Genomic DNA, 18,330 nt, shown 5'->3' on the forward strand with positions numbered 1-18,330 from the left:
AGTTTCCTTCTCTCATTTTACCACAAGTAAAGCACCATGCGTACGCATAGTGCTTTACTCACTCTTTTTTCTCATCTTTCTCTCGTAATTTTGTTACTGTTGATGCATCTCCTAAATTACTTATTAATCTTCTTAAAAAAATTAAGACTAAGGCTAATGGTAATACTACCGCTAATATCAATAAAATAGCTTCCATTAAGTAGCCCAAACACTCATCCCCCTCTACACCCTCCTTTCATATATATGAACACAGCGTTGTCACATATGCATGTATTCGCAAAAATAACACATCTATATTTGACAACTTTATAACAAAATCAAATCGGAATGATTATTATTTATTGCAACTTTATAAAAGATGTATTATACTAAGTTCGCAAACTAAAACGTAATTATTCCGTTTTGTATTAAAATGATATTTTTCTTCTATAATTGGGGAAAATATATCCGTAAAAAAGAAAAGAGGAGAACTTCATGCCTAAAAGACTGACTATATTTTCATTCTTACTTATTTTCACTTTAATTTTTACTGGCTGCTCAAATAAAAAAGAAGGTAATGCCAAGAAAGACGGAAAGCTAACTGTTTATACAACTATTTTTCCTCTTGCAGATTTCGCAAAAAAAATTGGTGGCGACTATGTAACTGTTGAAGCGATTTACCCACCTGGTGCAGATTCTCATACATTTGAGCCAAGTCAAAAACAAACAGTACAGGTTGCAAAAGCCGATTTATTCGTTTATAACGGAGCTGAATTAGAGCCATTTGCTAAAAAAATGGAAAAATCATTACAAAAAGAAAATGTTAAAATTGTAAATGCATCAAAAGGTATTGAACTGCGTACTTCTACTGAAGAAGAGCATCATGATCACGGAGACGGCCATAAAGAAGATGAACATCATCATGATAAAGACCCACACATTTGGTTAGACCCTACTCTAGCAATGAAACAGGCTGAAAAAATTAAAAATGCACTTGTAGAATTACAACCTGACCATAAACAAGAGTTCGAAAAAAACTTTGCAGCACTTCAAACAAAATTTACTGATTTAGATGATCAATTTAAAGCAGCTGTTGCGAATGCAAAAACGAAAGATATTTTAGTTTCTCATGCAGCTTATGGATACTGGGAACAACGCTATGGCCTAAAACAAATTGCTATCGCTGGTATTTCAGCTTCTGATGAACCATCTCAAAAACAGCTTGCTGAAATTACAAAAACAGTAAAAGAACATAATCTAAAATATATTTTATTTGAAACATTTTCTACTCCAAAAGTAGCATCCGTTATCCAAAAAGAAACAGGTACAAAAATTTTACGCTTAAATCACTTAGCCACTATTTCTGAAGACGATGCGAAAAATAATAAAGATTACTTCACTTTAATGGAAGAAAACGTGAATACATTGAAAGAAGCTACTAACTAATCAACTTTTGATAAGAAGAGGCTGTCTCAAAAGGTCTTTAAATAAAGCCTTTTGGAGACAGTTTTTTATTTTAACTTTAATATGGATGAGAAAATGCCCGATTATAGTAGAAAATCAACAGATTTCCTACTATAACCGGGCGTTTTTCGCTTTGGATTGAGCTCTTGTTGTCCATTTCCGTAAATTATGGGCAACACAAATAAAACCCCATTCCAGTCGATTTTTGGAAAGGTCTCGTAAGGAAAAACGTTGGAAGAAGCGATTGTATTTAATATGACCGAATACGGGTTCTACCTCTATTTGTCGTTTTACATATAATTCTTTACCTTCTTTTGTACGTAAACGTTCTCGTACTTCTTTTCGCTGTTTTTGATTTTTGACAGAGACGCTGATAGATTTTGTTTCGTTTCCTTATATTTTATTGGATCTCTTCCATGCTATTACTGTAATAAGATATTGTATACCAAATAGGAAAGCGAAAAGTATAATAAATCTTGCTATTACTGCTAACCATCCAACGAAATCTTCAGGTAAATTATATTTGTATGTGGTAGCACCTATTGCTACAAAACACAAAATAAAGGTATCACTCATTTTTTCTTTTAATTTTTCTTTTAATTGCTCTTTATTATTAATATCTGTTGCATAAACACCAGTTAGAATAGATTTAATAAAGAAGAAAATCATATAACAAATTATAATGGCTAATGAAGCAATCCATTCTAGGAATGGGCGGTGTAGATATGCTCCCCTTATAATAACATCAATAAAAGCTAAAAGTAGGACAACAATTCCAGATTGAGCCCAAATTTTCATTTCGATTTATTGAATTCTTTCATCTGAGTGTGTACTGAGTGAAAACCATTTTTTTAGTTTTTCCATTTTAGAGTTCCTCCCAAAATAATTTATCTAAATTCTTATCTAATGTTTTAGCTATATGCATACAAAGTTTTAAAGAAGGGTTAAATTTATTACTTTCAATATGACTACTGTTTTTTCGCGTAGCGTTTACAATATCGGTAAACTCCAGTTGAATTAGACTTTTTTAACTCTTGCAATTTTCTCTTTACTTATAGACTTTAAATACGTCTCATTATGTAAATGATAACTTCATACCATAAATCTTATATTCTATATATTAAATTATTAACTGCATAATCGAAATATATATTTAACATTAGGGAATATATATATTACTAATCTCTTTATTTTTGTATCTAAAACTATCCTACAAATATAAGAATAGAAATTTTATTCTGTAGACGCCTTTTTCTTTTAGTTATTTTCGTATCCTAAATGTAACCCCAAGGGATTTATGTATCCGAGTTTTGGTGTGCTTTATATTAGATATGCATAATTGCATAATTATTCCTTATATAACGATATTGAAATTTACATTTTTAACCTGTAAAATACAGGATGTTAAATAAATATCTAAGGGGTTGTTTATATGAAAAAATTTATGGGCATGTTAGCTATGTGTTTTGCACTTACACTAGCATTTTTACCAACTATTTCAAAGGCGGATTCTTCTCCACTGCGAAGTGTTAGCATTAGTGCTGTAGGCGATAATAACAAAATGTATAGTGCAAGTTCTTACTTAACTATTCCTGTTCTTAAAGGCGATTACCTTTATGTGAAAGTTAGTGAAGTAGGTACACCGGATTCATATTCTGAGGCTTTGACTGTTAATGGTGTTAGATATGCGGGAAGTTCTTTAGACGAAGTCAGTTCTTATACTGGTCCATTCGGATCTGAAAAAACATTTAGATTACGCATTAAGGATTCTTACATCTTCTCAAACACACCAAATTCAACAAACACTATAGCTTTTGAAGCTAGAGTTCCTTTCTCAATGCAAGTATTATCTAAAAGCATATCGGTTCATGTAGAATAATTTATAACATTATCATAAATAAAAAATACATCCCTATAAGGATGTATTTTTTATTTAATAGAAACACAATTTGAACTTACCGTTATAGAAAAAGCGGCATCATAAAAATGGTGAACTTAATATTGTTCAAAGTTACTTATACTTATCTCCCAATTAATTGTGCAATCTAACCTTTTTATCAACTAAGGAATAGAATCTAAAAAAAGAAAATCGTCATCAGTTTTTTCACCCATATATTTATGAGGAGCCTTACCATTCGCGATAAACTCTTCAATTTAAATACAGTTCTTTTAATTGTACACTATACGTTTAAACATATAGTATACAAATTGTTACACTTACTTTTCTTCACCACTTGTTTGCATGGAATTAAACGTCCAATTTAATTTCAATGCATCTCCTTGAAATACATTTTGGTCTTCACCGCTATCTATAAATGTGAACATTACATAAAATGTATCATCATCACCAGGAGCAAGTCCATTTCCTTCTCGATCTACAATACCTTTCTTTACAAGGTCAGGAATACTTCCATTTTGCGTAGCTACCTTTAATTCAGATAATGTAGTAGACCATACTGGAACTTCATTTTTATCCAAATTCCACAAGAAATCCACACGGATATGATCACCAAAATCAGCATTTCCATTATCCCCTTTCGCATCGATTACACTGTAATCTGTCAGGAGTTTCACATCTCCTATTGCTAAGGTTCCTTTGTTAACTAATTGAAAACCGCGCTCCATTTCATCACCTGGTTTCAGATTGTCGACATTAATAACAACTTCAGGATTTACACTCAAATCTAAAGTACCCGCTGCAAACGTGTTTTGTGATACTTCCTTATCACTGAAATACGCATATGTTCCCCCGCCAATTAAAGATAAGCCCAGCGCTGCAGTTATGACACCCCTACCAAGTTTTTTCTTCATACCCATTTCACAAGTCCCCCTATTTTTTAAGTTCAAACCATAAACCTTATTTCCATCCCACAAACAATAATCATTAAACAACTACCTTGTCCCATAACGAAAGAAAACTAACTTTAAACTAGTTACTTCTTGTGCCCAAACGACTATTACTTTTAAAATGACCGGTAATATTAACGTGAATCATTACCGGTCATTTGTTAGCCAATCTCATTTCATTTACTATTCATTGTCTGATTACTTTATTTACTCTAGAAGTTTGTCCACTTATTTTTTTGGTTCTAAACCGATAGATCGTAAGATTTTATCTAACGTCACTGGCCCTACATTTTCTTTCGGTTTCTGATTTTCTTTGGCATCTGGACCCTTTTTCAAGAAGTTTTTCTCAATAAAACGAATATCCGTTTCATCTACAACACCATCTTGATTTATATCTCCATCTTTTACAGATACTTTTCCTTTTTCATATGACAGAGCTACTATTCTAGCATCTTGAATATCCACCATTTTATCGCCGTTTACATCACCTGCAAGGTTATCATCTATGTCAGCCCTAAAGTTTTGTCCCACTAATTCTCCATCCTGCATTTTTCCGATTTTTGTTGTTAATTTACTATTTAAATGACCTGGCATTTCTACGAAAATATCATATTCTTTATCGCTTACAGGGACACTACGAATTTCAAATTGCCCGTTATCATCAATCGTTCCTGTATATTTCTTTCCATCCTTACCAACTGCATACACTTTTGCTCCTAGTTTTGTATAGTCTTTCTTACCTAAATACCCCTCTTCATTCAAGAAAGCTTCCGGACCAATATATCCTGTAACCGTTGAATGTTTCGAAACAATAGCAAAAGATTTATCTTTAAACACAGGAATCTCATTGCCTTCTGTTGCACCAACTTTTGTATAAGAGAACTTATCTACTCCAAATGCAGTTAAATCATTAAAGTATTCATCGCTCGTCATCTCGAATGTAACATCTAAAAATGGTGTATCTCCATCTAATCCTTTAAATTCTTTTCCTTCCAATGACGCGCCAACTTTCACCTTGTTTTCCCAAGCTCCTTCTTCACTTACCTTCGGATCTTCTAATTTAAGGTTCAGTCCATGTTGTTTTACATATTCCGTAAGTGCTGGATTTGGTTTCACATCTTTAAATTTAAAGAGCTGCTTGTAATAAGGAATTTCAAATGTACCTGACATAAGCTGTTTTACATTATTGAGATTCAAAGTTAACGTAATTTTTTCACCTAATTTTATTTTATCTTTGTCATAACTTGGAACAGCGTATTCTGTCCCTTCTTTTACAAAGACATAATCTTTATATCCAGTTGCCATATTCCCTGCAGTGGCAAGGTCATATCCAAATAATCTTAAATTTAACGGCTCATTTATTTCCTCTGGAAGTACTCCAAATTTAAAATCACCATTTGCTTGAACTGTATTCAACCAACCTGATGGGAAGGCTGAGTTTTGATAATATACAATTTGATTCGCTTTTTGATCATACTGCAAGCCTTTTGCTTTTAATGCATCTACTGTAGAATCATATATATTACCATGCACCCATAATGCACGTTGGCCGTCTTCTTCTTTAAACATAGAATCATTTACTTCGTGTATACCAGGTTGTACATCCTTAAATTTCATTTCCGGTATAACATTATCAATGATAATGCTATCGCCTTTTGTATACGATTTTCCTTCCTTATCATATCCAACGAAGTTCAATTCGTAATCTCCATCAGGCAACATAACAGGTTTATCCCCAATTGGATGAGCTGGATCTCCTGTAAATGGAAGTACATACCCTCCCATACCAGAAAACATCATATATTCAACATTCGGTGTTAGACTACTTGCATCAAGTGTACCAACGACTCCTAATGCCTTCCCTGTCTTTCGGTCCTTCACAACTGCATCAATAGTTTCAAGAGGACTATTTACTTTAAATGTCAAAGGCGAACTTGGTCTCTCCATAAATGGATGGAATTTAGATGCATCTGTTGCCATTGCATCTCTCAGTAAATCTACAGACGCAATCCCTTTTTCTGTGAATTTAACTGCAAATGGTACTTGATATACTTCTTTTTCATTGTTTTTATTTGAAATATGAATATATCCCTCATATCTACCAAATTCAGCGTTTTCTGGAATGATAATTTCAGGGCTAATTTCCTCTGATGTACCAGGAGCTACTTTAATAGAATCTGGTACATTTAGCTTCACACCATTCTTCGCTGCATCTTGCACCCCTACACTTGTAGGTGAAAATTCTACCTCTAATTTAAATTCTTTCCCATCTGTTTTACTGCTGTTCTTAATTAAGACTTTTCGACTATCTTTAATAGGCCCAGTTTCAATTTGATTTTTATACCCAAACGCAATAGAGCCTGTTTTTTCTTCAATTTCTACTTCTTCATCATCTACAACGTTTGATGTTTTATCGATAACCTCGATAGATGTATCTGCATGAACTGCACGATATGCATCAATTCGTCCAGAGCCCACCTCAAATACAGAACGCTCTTCTTTTAGGTCAACTGCGGTATTCATAAGTGCTTCTTTTATTTCAAATGGACTATAGTTTGGATGTTCTTGTAAAATAAGTGCCGCTACCCCTGCAGTATGAGGAGTTGCCATAGATGTACCTGACATACGTCCATACGCTACCGGATAATTTTCTCCATCCTTTGGATCATTAATATATTCAGGAACAGTTGAGAAAATAGATACACCTGGTGCTACAATATCTGGCTTAATATCATCTGTTTTAGTTGCAGGACCACGGGAGCTGAAATCAGCTAAGTGATCTCCCTCTGTTTTTATATTACTAAGTTCTCCAAACGCTAACGACACATCTCCTTGTACAGCTTTTGCTTGTAATTTCTCACCATCTACTTTTGTTAAGCGGAACGATGGAATAGATGAAGTACTTTCCCCAAGATAACTTGTAATTTCCCCATCTACATTGTTGTATACAATTACCGCCTTCGCGCCTGCTTCCTTAGCATTTTTAATTTTTTCATCAAATGTAATCTCACCGCGTTGGATCAGAGCTAACTTCCCTTTCACATCTTTCCCTGTAAAATCACCTGATTTCCCAAGCCCTGCATATACAACCGATAAGGATTGACCTTTCAAATCTTCAATCTTATCAGTAAAGCTTTTTCCAAGTAGCATCATCTTATCTACATGTACATCACCTGCATCGGCGGAAAACGTTGGAATATTCATTGCAGCGTCACTGGCTCCAACTGTAATGGGAAGTGCCGCTGCACTAGGTGATCCTATAGTACCTTCATCCGGACCACTATTACCAGCTGCTACTACCGTAACAACACCTGCTAACATTGCATTGTTCACTGCGACAGAAGTAGGATATAAAGGATCATTAATAGATGCTCCTAGTGATAAATTGATAACATCCATATCGTCTTTCACTGCTTTATCAATCGCAGCAAGAATACCACTTGTTTGTCCACTTCCATATGGACCTAATACACGATATGAATATAAATCTACATCTGGAGCAACGCCCTTCACTGCATAATCCACACTATTCTGTTTGTCTGCAGCAATTGTCCCAGCTACATGCGTACCATGGGATGTATAATATGCACTTCCATCATAAATCTCAGGATATCCCCCAGAATTTTGCCAATCCTTATACGTTGTCTCCATTGGATCAGCATCATTATTAACAAAGTCCCATCCTTTTATTGAGTTCGGATCTATTTTGCTTGGATCCTCACCTTGTTTTGCACGATATCCTTTATATGCATCTTTCAAATCCGGGTGGTTGTAATCAATACCTGTGTCCAGTACACCTACCTTAATTCCTTTACCTGTTATTTTTTCATCATGTAGCTTGTCCACACCAATTTGCGGTACACTATCTGCCATTTTCGGTTCAACAGCAGTCTTAGCTGTTTCTTTTGGTAAATCAATTTTAACCTCATGATCTTCCCATACGCGCTTAACGATACCGGTACGAACTAAGTCCTCAATCATATTCGCTGGTAAAGAAATCGCTACACCATTAAAAGCATTCTTATACTCTCTTGTTATTTTTGCAGATTTTACATTTGTCCCTTTCTCTTTATTCTTTTGAAGCTGTTCAAGCTCTGCTTTAAATCCTTTATGTGATGCCTCTACCTTTTGTTCCGCATTTGAAAGAGCTACCTTTTTCCCTTTAGCCGCTTGTTTTAATACCTCAATTTTGCTAGGTGCTTGCTTAAATTCTATAATCACATTCACATTATTAGGACTTGCTGTATTGATACCTGGCGAAATAACAAAACCTGGTTTTGTATCTAACGTTTTTAAGGCATTACGTTGTTCCTTGGTAAGACCTTTCAAGATAGCATTTGCATCATCAATTCCAGTTAAAGTAGATGTATTTACCTCTTCTGCTAATACGTTATATGGAATTCCTTGAGACAATAACATTCCAACTGTTAACGTTCCAATAAGAATCTTTCCAAATTTCCCTCGTTTCATATTGCATCTCCCCATTATTCATATTATTTTTTGAAACCAATTGATTCTTCCATTCCTACTTAGCGTTGGAAACTCTATCAATCTTAATCTGTTGTATCATGAAAGATTTCCAACACTACTACCATCCCCATACCTCATATAGCTAATTACTCACTTTACTCTTTCTATAGGAGCCCCCCATCATTTATTTTCAACAAAAGATTTTCACAAAATGAATTATTAATAGGATTAAAATGTAATTCTATTATTATTATTTCACGTTTTGATTATTCTGAAAATTAATCAAAAGGAGTATCTTTTCTCTAAGGATTCTATGCCTACATAGTACAAAAGAACTATCTTGTCCTTTATTCTTTGTGATACAGAATAAAGCGACACGATAGTTCTTTGATAGATTTCTTATTTAATCTAGCGGAACCAATTGATTTCGAACTGCATAAATCACTGCTTGCGATCGACTTTTCACATTTAGTTTTTTAAAAATTTTATTGATGTGTATTTTAACTGTTTTATCACTAATATATAAAACTTCAGCAATTTCTTTATTACTAAGTCCTTTTACTAGTTCAAAGAGAATTTCCTTTTCACGTTCCGTTAGTTCATTTTCATTTGATTCTACTTTCATTTTTTGCTGATGATATGTAATTAATTTTTTAGTCATACGCGGATGAATAACTGAATCGCCTCGATATAACATTCGAATTGCTGCTACTACCTGCTCTGATGAGGAATCCTTCAATAAATAACCATCAGCACCCGCCTGGAGTGCATCCATTAAATACTCATCATGTTCATACATTGTAAACACAAGTACTCGGCAACTCGGATAATTTTTTTTCACTAATTCTGTAGCTTCAATTCCATTTTTCCCTGGAAGATTAATATCCATCAAAATACAATCTGGTCGGCATTCTTCTACTTTTCCCAATACTCCATCCCCAGAGCTAGCTTCTCCAACCACTTTCATATCAGATTCATCCTCTAGTATGCTCCGAATTGCATCTCGTAAAAAAGCATGATCATCTACTACTAATATTTTAATCATTTTACGCACCCCTTGTTTGTGAATCTGGAATTAACAGTGTAATTTCTGTCCCTTTCCCTACAGAACTATCAATCTGTAAAGTAGCCCCTAATTGGTCGGCTTGTTCATTCATATGTAATATACCATAATGTGGCTCATTCTTTGTTTTAACCATAGACTCAAATAGTGAAAAGCCAATTCCATTATCCTTAACCCTTAAAAGCACGTGCTCACTTTGATAACTGAGTAAAACATCAGCCTTTTTTGCTTGTGCATGTTTTACAATGTTTTGCAAACTCTCTTGTAATGTATCAAATATAACCCTTTCTTTTGAAAAACTAAGCGCACGTGCATGACCTCTTTCATGATAGGTAATGTCTAGTTCATATTCTTGTTTTAAAGATTTTATTTTACTTGCTATTGCCTGCTTAAGGCCTAATTGTTGTGTCGGATATGGTTTTAAAGCATAAATTGAATAGCGAACTTCTCCTAGGCTTCCTCTTAAATCTTTTATGCTTTTCTCTACTACTTGCTGCATATCTTTTGGTTTATCACGGTATTTTTTCTGCGAGGATTCTAGTTGGAATATCACCCCGGCTAATGTTTGCGCAATACCATCGTGAATTTCACGGGCGATTCTATTTCTTTCTTCTAAGATCATTCTTTTTTCCTGTTCAGAAATCAATATCCTTGTTTTAACAACGTTAGCTAATTGGTTAGAAAATGTAGCTAACGACTGTACATCTTCCGGAAAGAAACCCGCATTTCTACTTTTCCCTGCAACAAACATTCCGACTAATTCATCATTTACTATAAGAGGAAAATATACAAGTGAGCGTATAACACTATCAAATATTTCATCTCCAGGAGCCGTACCAATTTTCCAATCATTAAATACAAGATTTTTAGAAAGTTCCTCAAACTCCCCAGATTTTTCTAAATCATCAGATATATCAGAGCGGACTTTCCCATCTTTTAATAGAATATTCCAGTTCCCATCATCTTTTGTCCATATTACATATGCTTGTATGCCAAAAAACCCTTTAAGTGCTTGTTTAATATGTTTCAAGTTTCCTCCGGTTAATCCTCGACTAATTTCGGTCGTAATAAGAAATAACTCATATAATCGTTCCTTCTCCATCCTTATCCGTACAGAAAAAGAACTAATAACGGAAGTTGCTACAAGTGGAAAAAAGAAAAACAGTACTGTAATCTCGTTTACTTCCACACTATATGTACTAATTAATACGTGCATCAGTGCCGCATAAGAGAAACCAAAAGTTTCGCAAAGAAATACCGTTACAGTTTTTTTATACCACTGATGGATTGAATATGGCTGCGGAAGGAGTAGCATTAACAAATCGTAAAAACGATTGTTGAAAAAACAAAAAAACACGCAAAATAATAACAAAGATATTAAATTTTCATATAGAACTGACATATCAATCTTATTAATTAATAAGGACATACATTTGTTTGAAAACCATTCGGCCAAAATCAAACTAAGTGCATGCTGAGTACTATTAAATAACATTCTTTGTATCGGTGAACGACGATGCAGGTGAATAATTAGCGTTACGAGTACAATAGCAATAATAGTTATATGGATTCCAAACTGCCAATTCATAGCGTAAATGATCGGAAAGGTAAGCGAACTAGTTCCTCTCCAAAATCTTACAGGAAAATACTCTGCAATCCCCATAAATAGTAACAACAATATTAGTATTGTTGGATGAGAAGGGATTTTAATTTCAAGTAAAGATATAGTTATAGTAACCAAACCAAGAAAAGAAATAAAATAAAGATAAGTACTAGCAATCTTTTCTCTCATAAAGATAGAATTTACATCTTTCAAAAAAACCCCTTCTTTCTTTATAAAAACTTCATTTTCTCTATTATCCAACAAAAAACCGGCACTGGCAAAATGGAAGAACATCCACTAGCCAATCACCGGCTGTGTACTGCACCTAAAAAGGCAAGACACAATACTAGTATATATCAGTTCGTAAAATTTACCCACTAGCCAAATGTTGTAATTGTACATACTTTTAGACTTAGGTCTACTAGTACAAAAGATGTATACAAAGTTTTAATTTTAATTCACTAAAATAATTCTAAAAAAATAGGAAGTCAACCGTAAATACCTACGTATTTATTTTATCTAAATCTAATTAACATATCGTTTGATTATCGGTAGCAAGATCAAAAATACCCCCTACTGTCAGAAAAAAACCTCCTTTTTCTTTTAGTTATTTGCGTGTCCCGAATATAACAGCAAAGAATTTATATATCCGCATTTTGGTGTACTTTCATTTGAAATGCAAATACCAATACATTGCAACTTCATCGCTTTCTTCATGTATCCCTTATAAAATGAAGCTTATCAAAACGCTCAATTTTTAAAAGGTGCTAGAAATACATATATCGGAAAATCAATGAACAGACGGCAAATCCAAATTTGTCTTGATAAATCAACTGGTAGAATTATATCAGCATTTCCAATCTACTAATAGAAGGATAAACACCTACGAAATATATCTCTAAATTTTGTAAAGAATCTTTTGATATATTACTGATTAGCTTACCTGAAGAGATTTCTTTAGTTAGTGATTTGCCAATCTATCTTGTTTACTAACAATCAATTTTAAAAAAATTCTTCGTTTAGGAGCTACTTTAAAATCTTAAGTTGATGGGCATATGGTGGACACCTACTAATATTCTTGCTTTTAAATTAATTTCAGTATATTATATTCATATGATAATATAGGAATTACGGTATACAGAAAGGGATCAAATCTATTTGTAAGATTTAAATCCTTTTCAAAGATAAAAAAATTTCACCAAAACTTAATATAACTTATGCTTGTCTTTTTAAGATGTATTTATAAAAATACATTTTTTTATAAATACAATTGTGTTTTCAATATAAATGAAAATTTTTAATAGAAGTTTATTTAATTTCAATAATAAGAGGTAGTGTTCTAAAACATAGAAAAATAAGGCACCATACATAGTATCTGACAAACTTGAAAGGTTTTGTATGTAGTTTGCTCATCACAGATAAAAACAAAAGAGCCTTACCTATCTTGGCAAGACTCTACTAGTTTAGTTATATAATATTTACATAACAACTAAGAAACTAAAAACATATAACACCAAGTAGCAGAACCCTAATATTCCTCCTACAGCTAATACCTGTTTAGCCCAACTTTTAATTTTCAGATTACTGTAAATCACTTGTACTCTTTCCATATTTCCTCCTATTAGGGAAAACCCTTAAAGACTCACACCTCGCTATGATACCATTAAAGAATGACTAATAGAGCCTAATTTTTGTCTAAACGTATAAATATGCAATATTGCATACGAAAATGTATTGTTATAAATGTAAACGCTTACTATAATAAGGTTATAAAGATTCACACATCTTAATACAAAAACAGAGGAGAGAATAATATGGAAATCGCAATGGCAGTTTTAAAATTTATTGGTGGAGCAATCCCATTAATTCAAGAACTTCTAAAAGCATTTATGTAATTTCATTATTTAGCAATTCTTTATAAATATTATCATACAAATGATCTGTGTATCAAAGATGAATTGATTTACAGATCATTTGCGTGAGCAAGGTCCCTTTAACATTATTGAGGGACTTTTTTAATTTTTTAAATACTTAAGGTTACGTCACATCAAAATCAAGTTAGCAAAACAAAATGAAAAATATAAAAAAAACATAACGTCTTGTTTTTTTCGTTCGTTGTGTTCGTTTGTTTTGTGCAAAAGAAAAAGCACCTACTGAATAGATGCTTTTTTCTCTTTTCCGCCATTTCTCACAATACAAATATATCACGATGATTTCAAAACAACCGGCACAATTCTGCCAGTAATTTAAATCTTTTTATGGTTTTTCTATAAATTCTATAACTCTTTTTTTGATTTCGTTCAATTTGTTAATTCTCATAGGATTTACATACTTACTAACGGATAAGTTGATGTAATTTACATAGTAAATTACATCTTGGAGGAGATCAGCAGTTAGCTTTTGCTAGCTGCTCTTTTGCTCATATAAAGTAGTTTTTCTTGAGCATCCTCAGCAGCTTCTTTTCTGTCGAATTCTCCCCATCCATTACCGCTGCAAATTTCATCACCACAAGAACTACAAATTAATTCGTATTCATTGCACTCACAACCACAAGGTTCTCCACAAAGCATATTCGTATAATCAATATCTTCTTCAGTATTGTTATGGCCACACTTGTTACATTTAAAGTTGTAACCAATTTTCATTCTCCTTTCCTACCCAAATAGCGTTTTTGTTCAAATTTCTCCTGTACTTATATACGTCCCTGTATATCCAAAAACAAAAATATAGTAAAATACATTTATAAGTTCGTTTAATACTTAAATCTATTGAGAACAGGATGTCTGTATATGAATAAAAGACTTAATGTGTTAATGAAAATTACGCCTTTCCTAAGTGTACTTTTTATCTTAATTGGAATATCTATGGCAATATTCGGTGCATTAGATCATAACCACAAAATGTTTATGGGTTCACTATTCGTAATTGTACAAGCTGCACTTGTAATTACATATACTAAGATGTTTAAAAAAATTGGTTTTTAAAACTTTGAATACCAGCTGAAATGTTCAGTAGATATACTTATCATTTCAGCTGTATTTCCCTATTTAAATAAGGATTTCATTAAAAACTTACATGTATATATTTTTCGTTATATAATTAAGATATCGATATATTAGGAGTGTTAATCATGTCAGGAACGATAATGATTTTGTTATACATTTGTTTCGGATTAAGTGCAGTTTTCAGCTTAATAAAAGAATTGAAAAAGCCACAGAAAAACCAGTTCTTGATTTTAGTTGATTCTCTAATTTTGCTAGGAGCCTTAATCCTAGTAGGTAGTATCTTCATCTAAATTACATAACAAGAACTACATTAGGGAGCAAAGCAGTCTAGCGAAAGCTAACTGCTTTTTTATTAAATAACTATTTTATTAAATTTCATATATACAATCGCTTGTCCATTTCATTTGGCTCTACCCACGCATTTACTATTAGTAATACGAATTTTTCAGAGGTGAATTTTATTGGACGAGTTTTTATCCTCCGCTGCATTAAATCCAGGTTCAGTCGGACCGACACTTCCACCTATGCAACCTTTTCAAATCCCTACAGGTCCCACTGGTTCAACGGGTGCTACAGGGGCAACCGGTAACACTGAGCCTTATTGGCAATACCGGACCACCTGGCATTGTTTTGCTCACATATGACTTTAAATCTCTCATAATAAGTTTTGCATTTCGGATACTCCCCATATCATGAATACTAATTACATGTCTTCTTGTTGCAAACTGTAGCTTTCTAATCGTAGCGAGTATCACCACACAATGGTTGATGTTCATGTGATTCTGTATGTTCATGTTTATCCATCTCATATTCTTTTAGATGTTTCCACTTGACCTTGCCGTCAATATACAGAACTTGCAGTATGGTGGCGTTTTCTTTCATATATATCTTCCTGGAATAAATTGCAGTTTCTCTAATCTAGATTGATCTACCACTACTTCTGATGCAGTAAGAGTCGGTAAACGAAAATTGAGCTTGCATTCTCCATCTTTTTTACACCCCTTGGCAAGATTTCTCCTGTAGGATATTACATACAGCAGACAATACAAAACCAAGTGCCCCTTCAACGAGCGCAATGTGCAGTGAATAAAAATATTGAGCTCACCAATGGAGATGCTCTTATTAGCATAATGAAGCATAAATATTAAAAAGGTTGTCCAAAATTAGCTATTCAGCTACTTTTGGGCAACCTCTTCTTTTTTATGTGTTTCTGCTTGACTTGACCAAAATAACAAGTAAAATTATCCATATTAGCTTTTGAGCTATATTAATTTAGAAGGTGAGTTGGAATTATGACTCTTCACATTTGTGAAGTAACAGCAAAAAATTGGCGTTCAGTAGCTGCTTTAAACGTCGCAAAAGACCAGCAGCAATTTATTGAAAGTAATGCGTTTTCTTTAGCAGAATCATTATATGAAGGAAACGGAACGTCAATAGGTTTATATGATGGAGAAACACTTGTAGGATATGCAATGTACGGATGGTATTGGGAAAAGCGTAAAAGTGTGTGGTTAGACCGCTTTATGATTGACCAACAATATCAAGGAAAAGGATACGCAAAACGTTTCCTTCGCATACTCCTTCAATTCTTACAAGATAAATTTGAATGTAAAATAATTTATTTAAGTTTACACCCAGACAACAAACTTGCAATGGGACTATACGAATCATTTGGTTTCCGTTTAAACGGGGATATTGATGATGAAGGCCCAGTTGTAGGTGTTGTAATGGAGTTACTTTTAGATGAACATACAAGCCTGTGAAAACAGGCTTTTTTTAATCCTTCGTTTTTGGCAATCTAGTATTTTTCTACAAAACACTTAGTTACGTCCAAAAAATAAGCCTGCAATATACGCAGACTTATTTCACACACTCCTCGAAATGTTCTTGAAACCATTCTTTATTAATATCTTTTCCGATAAACACGACTTCACTTACTCGTTCTTCGCCCTCTTGCCACTCTCTATCGTATGATGCAGCAAACAATGTATGCACACCTTGGAAAACGATACGTTTATCTACTCCATCGATGGATAAAATCCCTTTATAACGATATAAATACTCCCCTAGCTCTTGAACGACAGCTGACATCCACTCATTTAGTTTTTGTAAATCTAACGGGCGCTCTTCACGTAATACAAACGATTTTACACCTTCTAGATGGTTATGTTCTGTATGAGGATAAATTTGTAACGTATCTTTCGTTTTAAACGTTTGAATTTGTAGTAATGATGGAATATCTACATCACAGTTAGTGGCCTCGATTAACTTTGCAGTTGGGTTAATACCTTGCAGTTCCTGCAAGAGATTTTCCTTTTCACTTTCATTCACTAAATCTAATTTATTTACTAAAACGACATCAGCAAATGCAATTTGTTCCTTTGCTTCTAGCCCTTTTTCAAAATGTTTATGTATATGATAACTATCTACTACTGTTACAACACCGTTAATTTGGTATGCAGATTGAATGACTGGATCTAAAAAGAATGTTTGAATAATCGGACCCGGATTTGCAAGACCAGTCGTTTCAATTACTAATCCATCAAAGTCCATTTTCCCTTCTGCTTTTACATCTAGTAATTGTTTTAATGCAACGAGTAAATCTTCCCGTACAGTACAGCATAAACAACCGTTTGTCATTTCCATAATTTCTTCTTCAACATTCATAATCAACTGATTATCGATACCAATTTGCCCTATTTCATTTACAATCACCGCTAATTTCTGACCGTGATTCTCTGACAAAATGCGATTTAATAGTGTCGTTTTCCCTGAACCAAGAAAACCAGTTAATATTGTTACTGGAATCATTTCGTACATCTCCTTATAGCTATATGTTTTTACATTATAGCATATAGAAATAATCGTTTTTGTGGCAAAACATATTTATTGTATGTACACCCATCTAACTATATAATAATACGTAGAAAGAAAGCCTTTTCAGAAATATTATTATTCATCAAGGGGGCACTTATAATGGAACGAGTTCAAATGGCCGAAAAGCTAGAATTTTCTCGTATTATTCAAGGTTTTTGGCGTTTAGCAGAATGGAATATGACGAAACAAGAATTACTTTCTTTTATTGAAGAATGCATGGACATGGGGATTACTACTTTCGATCACGCTGATATTTATGGCGGTTATACATGTGAAGGACTGTTCGGAGAGGCATTACATCTAAAGCCTTCCTTACGTGAAAACATGCAAATCATCACAAAATGTGGAATCGCTCCCCCATCACCAAAATTTCCAGAGCGATATGTTGCTCACTACAACACTAGTGCAGAACATATTATTCAAAGTGCAGAAGCATCACTTAAAAATTTACATACAGATTATATTGACGTATTACTTATCCATCGTCCTGATCCATTTATGGATCCAAATGAAGTGGCAGAAGCGTTCTCACGCTTAAAGCAAGAAGGAAAAGTTCGTCACTTCGGTGTATCTAACTTCTTACCTTCCCAATTTAATATGTTAAGTTCGTACTTAGATTTCCCGCTTATTACGAATCAAATTGAAGTATCCCCAATGCAGCTTGAACATTTTGAAAAAGGAACAATTGATTTATGCCAAGAAAAACGAATCAATCCAATGATTTGGTCACCACTTGCTGGCGGAGAAATCTTTACTGGTCAATCAGAACGTGCCGTACGTGTACGTGAAACTTTACAAAAGGTTGCTACTGAGCTAGGTGTTAGTAGCATTGATACTGTTATGTATGCATGGTTACTTGCACATCCAGCTAAAATGATGCCAATCATCGGCTCTGGTAAATTAGATCGTGTTAAAACGGCCGCTCTTGCCACAAAAGTTCACTTAGACCGTCAACAATGGTTTACAATTTTCGAAAGTTCTAATGGACATCCTGTACCATAATACACAAAAAGAAGAGCTGC

At 33.6% G+C, this 18,330-nt stretch carries 16 protein-coding genes and 4 pseudogenes; 8 read left to right on the forward strand and 12 right to left on the reverse strand.

Annotated features, from left to right (window positions below):
- Positions 1–58: 58 nt before the first annotated feature.
- On the reverse strand, positions 59–208 hold the full coding sequence (locus tag ACYVEC_RS18660) for a hypothetical protein (RefSeq protein ID WP_000540925.1): 150 nt from the start codon (positions 206–208) through the stop codon (positions 59–61).
- A 266-nt stretch (positions 209–474) separates the two neighbouring features.
- Between ACYVEC_RS18660 and ACYVEC_RS18665 the strand changes: the two genes are divergently transcribed.
- Complete coding sequence (locus ACYVEC_RS18665) at positions 475–1,425, forward strand: metal ABC transporter substrate-binding protein (protein WP_098556277.1); 951 nt, start codon at positions 475–477, stop codon at positions 1,423–1,425.
- 129 nt (positions 1,426–1,554) lie between these two features.
- On the opposite strand, the pseudogene ACYVEC_RS18670 reads toward ACYVEC_RS18665, so the two are convergent.
- From ACYVEC_RS18670 to ACYVEC_RS18680, 3 genes and pseudogenes are all read right to left on the reverse strand, one after another.
- Positions 1,555–1,836: pseudogene (locus ACYVEC_RS18670) on the reverse strand (transposase); the annotation flags it as partial.
- A complete protein-coding gene (locus ACYVEC_RS18675) occupies positions 1,837–2,247 on the reverse strand; it encodes a hypothetical protein (RefSeq protein WP_231428573.1) in 411 nt (136 codons plus the stop codon).
- Between the two features lie 61 nt (positions 2,248–2,308).
- Positions 2,309–2,499: pseudogene (locus ACYVEC_RS18680) on the reverse strand (helix-turn-helix transcriptional regulator).
- Between the two features lie 376 nt (positions 2,500–2,875).
- On the opposite strand from ACYVEC_RS18680, the gene ACYVEC_RS18685 reads away from it, so the two are divergent.
- A complete protein-coding gene (locus ACYVEC_RS18685; RefSeq protein ID WP_064475128.1) occupies positions 2,876–3,322 on the forward strand; it encodes a hypothetical protein in 447 nt (148 codons plus the stop codon).
- A 338-nt stretch (positions 3,323–3,660) separates the two neighbouring features.
- On the opposite strand, the gene ACYVEC_RS18690 is transcribed toward ACYVEC_RS18685, so the two are convergent.
- The 4 genes from ACYVEC_RS18690 to ACYVEC_RS18705 all read right to left on the reverse strand — a co-directional run bounded on the left by ACYVEC_RS18690 (position 3,661) and on the right by ACYVEC_RS18705 (position 11,639).
- The gene (locus tag ACYVEC_RS18690; RefSeq protein ID WP_098556274.1) at positions 3,661–4,260 is read right to left on the reverse strand and encodes a TasA family protein; all 600 of its coding nucleotides are present in this window, start codon (positions 4,258–4,260) and stop codon (positions 3,661–3,663) included.
- A gap of 258 nt (positions 4,261–4,518) precedes the next feature.
- Positions 4,519–8,760 carry a S8 family serine peptidase gene (locus tag ACYVEC_RS18695; RefSeq protein WP_098556272.1) on the reverse strand — a complete coding sequence of 1,414 codons (4,242 nt, stop codon included), beginning with the start codon at positions 8,758–8,760 and terminating at the stop codon, positions 4,519–4,521.
- A gap of 403 nt (positions 8,761–9,163) precedes the next feature.
- Positions 9,164–9,805, reverse strand: a complete 642-nt coding sequence (locus ACYVEC_RS18700) for a response regulator (RefSeq protein ID WP_048527415.1) — start codon at positions 9,803–9,805, stop codon at positions 9,164–9,166.
- 1 nt (position 9,806) lies between these two features.
- Positions 9,807–11,639 carry a GAF domain-containing sensor histidine kinase gene (locus tag ACYVEC_RS18705; RefSeq protein ID WP_098556297.1) on the reverse strand — a complete coding sequence of 611 codons (1,833 nt, stop codon included), beginning with the start codon at positions 11,637–11,639 and terminating at the stop codon, positions 9,807–9,809.
- Positions 11,640–13,135: 1,496 nt separating this feature from the next.
- Between ACYVEC_RS18705 and ACYVEC_RS18710 the strand changes: the two are divergent.
- Positions 13,136–13,321, forward strand: a pseudogene (locus tag ACYVEC_RS18710) (hypothetical protein).
- 498 nt (positions 13,322–13,819) lie between these two features.
- On the opposite strand, the gene ACYVEC_RS18715 reads toward ACYVEC_RS18710, so the two are convergent.
- Positions 13,820–14,071: a hypothetical protein gene (locus ACYVEC_RS18715; protein ID WP_000690661.1), complete on the reverse strand. Its 252-nt coding sequence runs from the start codon at positions 14,069–14,071 to the stop codon at positions 13,820–13,822.
- Between the two features lie 144 nt (positions 14,072–14,215).
- On the opposite strand from ACYVEC_RS18715, the gene ACYVEC_RS18720 reads away from it, so the two are divergent.
- The 3 genes and pseudogenes from ACYVEC_RS18720 to ACYVEC_RS18730 all read left to right on the forward strand — a co-directional run.
- Positions 14,216–14,410, forward strand: a complete 195-nt coding sequence (locus ACYVEC_RS18720) for a hypothetical protein (RefSeq protein WP_001042534.1) — start codon at positions 14,216–14,218, stop codon at positions 14,408–14,410.
- A gap of 146 nt (positions 14,411–14,556) precedes the next feature.
- The gene (locus ACYVEC_RS18725; RefSeq protein ID WP_000017081.1) at positions 14,557–14,721 is read left to right on the forward strand and encodes a hypothetical protein; all 165 of its coding nucleotides are present in this window, start codon (positions 14,557–14,559) and stop codon (positions 14,719–14,721) included.
- A 171-nt stretch (positions 14,722–14,892) separates the two neighbouring features.
- Positions 14,893–15,030 (forward strand): annotated as a pseudogene (locus ACYVEC_RS18730) (exosporium leader peptide-containing protein); the annotation flags it as partial.
- On the opposite strand, the gene ACYVEC_RS18735 reads toward ACYVEC_RS18730, so the two are convergent.
- Positions 14,992–15,186, reverse strand: a complete 195-nt coding sequence (locus ACYVEC_RS18735; RefSeq protein WP_306475100.1) for a hypothetical protein — start codon at positions 15,184–15,186, stop codon at positions 14,992–14,994. The pseudogene ACYVEC_RS18730 and the gene ACYVEC_RS18735 sit on opposite strands and share 39 nt — an antisense overlap.
- Positions 15,167–15,313 carry a hypothetical protein gene (locus ACYVEC_RS18740; RefSeq protein WP_098557049.1) on the reverse strand — a complete coding sequence of 49 codons (147 nt, stop codon included), beginning with the start codon at positions 15,311–15,313 and terminating at the stop codon, positions 15,167–15,169. Before ACYVEC_RS18740 ends, ACYVEC_RS18735 begins: the two co-directional genes overlap by 20 nt.
- 410 nt (positions 15,314–15,723) lie before the next feature.
- Between ACYVEC_RS18740 and ACYVEC_RS18745 the strand changes: the two genes are divergently transcribed.
- Positions 15,724–16,194, forward strand: coding sequence for a GNAT family N-acetyltransferase (locus ACYVEC_RS18745; RefSeq protein WP_000172416.1), 471 nt, complete (start codon positions 15,724–15,726; stop codon positions 16,192–16,194).
- A gap of 97 nt (positions 16,195–16,291) precedes the next feature.
- Here the strand turns inward: ACYVEC_RS18745 and ACYVEC_RS18750 are convergent, their stop codons facing one another.
- Entirely contained in the window at positions 16,292–17,242 is a 951-nt protein-coding gene (locus ACYVEC_RS18750; protein WP_063222785.1) for a CobW family GTP-binding protein, read from the reverse strand.
- A 165-nt stretch (positions 17,243–17,407) separates the two neighbouring features.
- Here ACYVEC_RS18750 and ACYVEC_RS18755 point away from each other — a divergent pair, with 165 nt between their 5' ends.
- Positions 17,408–18,310 (forward strand): aldo/keto reductase, encoded by a 903-nt coding sequence (locus ACYVEC_RS18755; RefSeq protein WP_098557048.1) that lies wholly within the window; start codon positions 17,408–17,410, stop codon positions 18,308–18,310.
- Positions 18,311–18,330: the final 20 nt, after the last annotated feature.

The organism is Bacillus sp. MN7755 (assembly GCF_054771475.1).

What these genes read in the sequence shown, in the direction of transcription:
- ACYVEC_RS18715 (WP_000690661.1), bottom strand. Translation starts at nt 14,071, where the DNA reads ATGAAAATTGGTTACAACTTTAAATGTAACAAGTGTGGCCATAACAAT.
- ACYVEC_RS18725 (WP_000017081.1), top strand. Translation starts at nt 14,557, where the DNA reads ATGTCAGGAACGATAATGATTTTGTTATACATTTGTTTCGGATTAAGT.
- ACYVEC_RS18720 (WP_001042534.1), top strand. Translation starts at nt 14,216, where the DNA reads ATGAATAAAAGACTTAATGTGTTAATGAAAATTACGCCTTTCCTAAGT.
- ACYVEC_RS18690 (WP_098556274.1), bottom strand. Translation starts at nt 4,260, where the DNA reads ATGGGTATGAAGAAAAAACTTGGTAGGGGTGTCATAACTGCAGCGCTG.
- ACYVEC_RS18695 (WP_098556272.1), bottom strand. Translation starts at nt 8,760, where the DNA reads ATGAAACGAGGGAAATTTGGAAAGATTCTTATTGGAACGTTAACAGTT.
- ACYVEC_RS18750 (WP_063222785.1), bottom strand. Translation starts at nt 17,242, where the DNA reads ATGATTCCAGTAACAATATTAACTGGTTTTCTTGGTTCAGGGAAAACG.
- ACYVEC_RS18665 (WP_098556277.1), top strand. Translation starts at nt 475, where the DNA reads ATGCCTAAAAGACTGACTATATTTTCATTCTTACTTATTTTCACTTTA.
- ACYVEC_RS18740 (WP_098557049.1), bottom strand. Translation starts at nt 15,313, where the DNA reads ATGAAAGAAAACGCCACCATACTGCAAGTTCTGTATATTGACGGCAAG.
- ACYVEC_RS18745 (WP_000172416.1), top strand. Translation starts at nt 15,724, where the DNA reads ATGACTCTTCACATTTGTGAAGTAACAGCAAAAAATTGGCGTTCAGTA.
- ACYVEC_RS18700 (WP_048527415.1), bottom strand. Translation starts at nt 9,805, where the DNA reads ATGATTAAAATATTAGTAGTAGATGATCATGCTTTTTTACGAGATGCA.
- ACYVEC_RS18685 (WP_064475128.1), top strand. Translation starts at nt 2,876, where the DNA reads ATGAAAAAATTTATGGGCATGTTAGCTATGTGTTTTGCACTTACACTA.
- ACYVEC_RS18755 (WP_098557048.1), top strand. Translation starts at nt 17,408, where the DNA reads ATGGAACGAGTTCAAATGGCCGAAAAGCTAGAATTTTCTCGTATTATT.